Origin of the sequence: Vibrio hibernica (genome assembly GCF_015223435.1) — a bacterium.
In the GTDB taxonomy this organism is placed as follows: domain Bacteria; phylum Pseudomonadota; class Gammaproteobacteria; order Enterobacterales; family Vibrionaceae; genus Vibrio; species Vibrio hibernica.
In genome coordinates, this window is sequence record NZ_VHKO01000115.1 from 1 (window position 1) to 1,553 (window position 1,553).

Genomic DNA, 1,553 nt, shown 5'->3' on the forward strand with positions numbered 1-1,553 from the left:
CATTTTAGTCATAATGGATTCGGTTTAAATTCAGATGAATTAGTGGTCACGCATGGTTGTATCGACGCGGTAAAAATAGCGTTAGAAGCCTGTACCAAAGCGGGGGATACCGTGGCGGTTAGCTCGCCTTGTTACGATGGCTTATTGGATCTTCTCTCTCAATTGTCATTAAATATTCTTGAAATCCCATCGCTAAAGGATGGCATTGATCTGGTGCAACTTGAAGAACACTTGCGTCTTGGCACGATACAAGCCGGTTTGTTTTGTACCACGCATATGAATCCGCAAGGTATTACGATGTCGATGCGACAAAAACAACAACTCGCAAATCTTCTAACCAATATCAAACCCCGATGATTGAAGATGATGTGTATCTTGAATTGTCGCACCATAATCAAATGCCATTACCGGCCAGTTATTATGACATGCATGGTTATATGATTTGGTGTGGCTCGGTATCGAAAACCTTATCACCGAGTTATCGTGTCGGTTGGTGTCGGCCGGGGCGTTATCTCGATTTAATCCTCAAGCGATCGTTTGGCGTGCCTACCTTGATCCAATTTGCGATTGCCGATTTCATTGACTCAGGAGCTTATGCAAAACGCTTAAAGCATCTTCGTTATCGGTTGGCTTCACAGTATCAAGTGTATCTAAATTACTTGATTGAACACTTACCAGAAGGCAGTCGAGTCACTCAGCCTGATGGCGGTTTAGTGCTATGGATTCAAGTACCAAACTTGAACATTACTCAATTTCAAAACGCTGTTCAGGTTGAAATACTGGATATTCGAGTCGGGCCTTTATTCACTTCATCGAATCGATATCAAGACTGCATTCGAATCAATATGGGGTTTGCATTGGATGAAAGTGTGAAGAAAGAGCTGGATAAAATGATCAAGCTGATTAACAAGAATATAGCCGTGGACTGAATTGGGGATGGTGGGTTTTGGTTGTTGTTACTCAATCATGGTTCTGCCCTAGAAGTTGTCATTCTGGATAGCGACGAAGGAGCGTAGTTCAGAATCTTTTACATTAATAAAGCTAGGATGCCAATTCACCAATTTCAACTTACTGAATAATTTTCAGTCAATTCGGGTAATAAAAGTTTGCTCGTCATCCACAAAAGCCACAAAACCGCCGTGATAAATAAACACCCGGCCACGTCCCTCAACTAGGCAGGCAAGCTGTGGGTTAAAATCTTCTTCGTTATCCTGACGTTGAAAAGTGCCTGTATCAGTGATTACGCCGCTGAGTGTCGGTAAATATCCATAAGTGCGCTTGGCTTGATCAATTAGGCTCAATTCGCTAGCGGTAGAAAAGCATAAGGGGATCGCACCTGCTTCTTCTATAAATAGAGTTTTCAGTTCTTCAAAAGCGGTAATCACCAGCCAGTCGATGCTGTTAACATGATGGATAAACATAGAGTTTCTCGATAATTCTGATGCGGAGATTCTATCATTGTCAGGGAGAAAACGTAGTAGAAATTTAGTCATTAAAGGCGGTAGTTCTGTGCCATTTCCGGAGATTGACTAGACCAACTTGAAACACGGTTT

The 1,553-nt window shown here is 42.2% G+C and carries 3 protein-coding genes; 2 read left to right on the forward strand and 1 reads right to left on the reverse strand.

Features of this window, described 5'->3' with window-relative positions:
• Both FH976_RS16030 and FH976_RS16035 read left to right on the forward strand, forming a co-directional pair.
• Positions 1–357, forward strand: a 357-nt coding sequence (locus FH976_RS16030) for an aminotransferase class I/II-fold pyridoxal phosphate-dependent enzyme (protein WP_228767481.1), incomplete at its 5' end; no start/stop codon positions are given.
• Positions 354–929 carry an aminotransferase-like domain-containing protein gene (locus FH976_RS16035; protein WP_228767482.1) on the forward strand — a complete coding sequence of 192 codons (576 nt, stop codon included), beginning with the start codon at positions 354–356 and terminating at the stop codon, positions 927–929. The genes FH976_RS16030 and FH976_RS16035, both read left to right, overlap by 4 nt.
• Positions 930–1,082: 153 nt before the next feature.
• Here FH976_RS16035 and FH976_RS15685 read toward each other — a convergent pair whose 3' ends face one another.
• On the reverse strand, positions 1,083–1,421 hold the full coding sequence (locus FH976_RS15685; protein ID WP_194091707.1) for a cytosolic protein: 339 nt from the start codon (positions 1,419–1,421) through the stop codon (positions 1,083–1,085).
• Between the last annotated feature and the right edge of the window lie 132 nt (positions 1,422–1,553).

What these genes read in the sequence shown, in the direction of transcription:
- FH976_RS16035 (WP_228767482.1), top strand. Translation starts at nt 354, where the DNA reads ATGATTGAAGATGATGTGTATCTTGAATTGTCGCACCATAATCAAATG.
- FH976_RS15685 (WP_194091707.1), bottom strand. Translation starts at nt 1,421, where the DNA reads ATGTTTATCCATCATGTTAACAGCATCGACTGGCTGGTGATTACCGCT.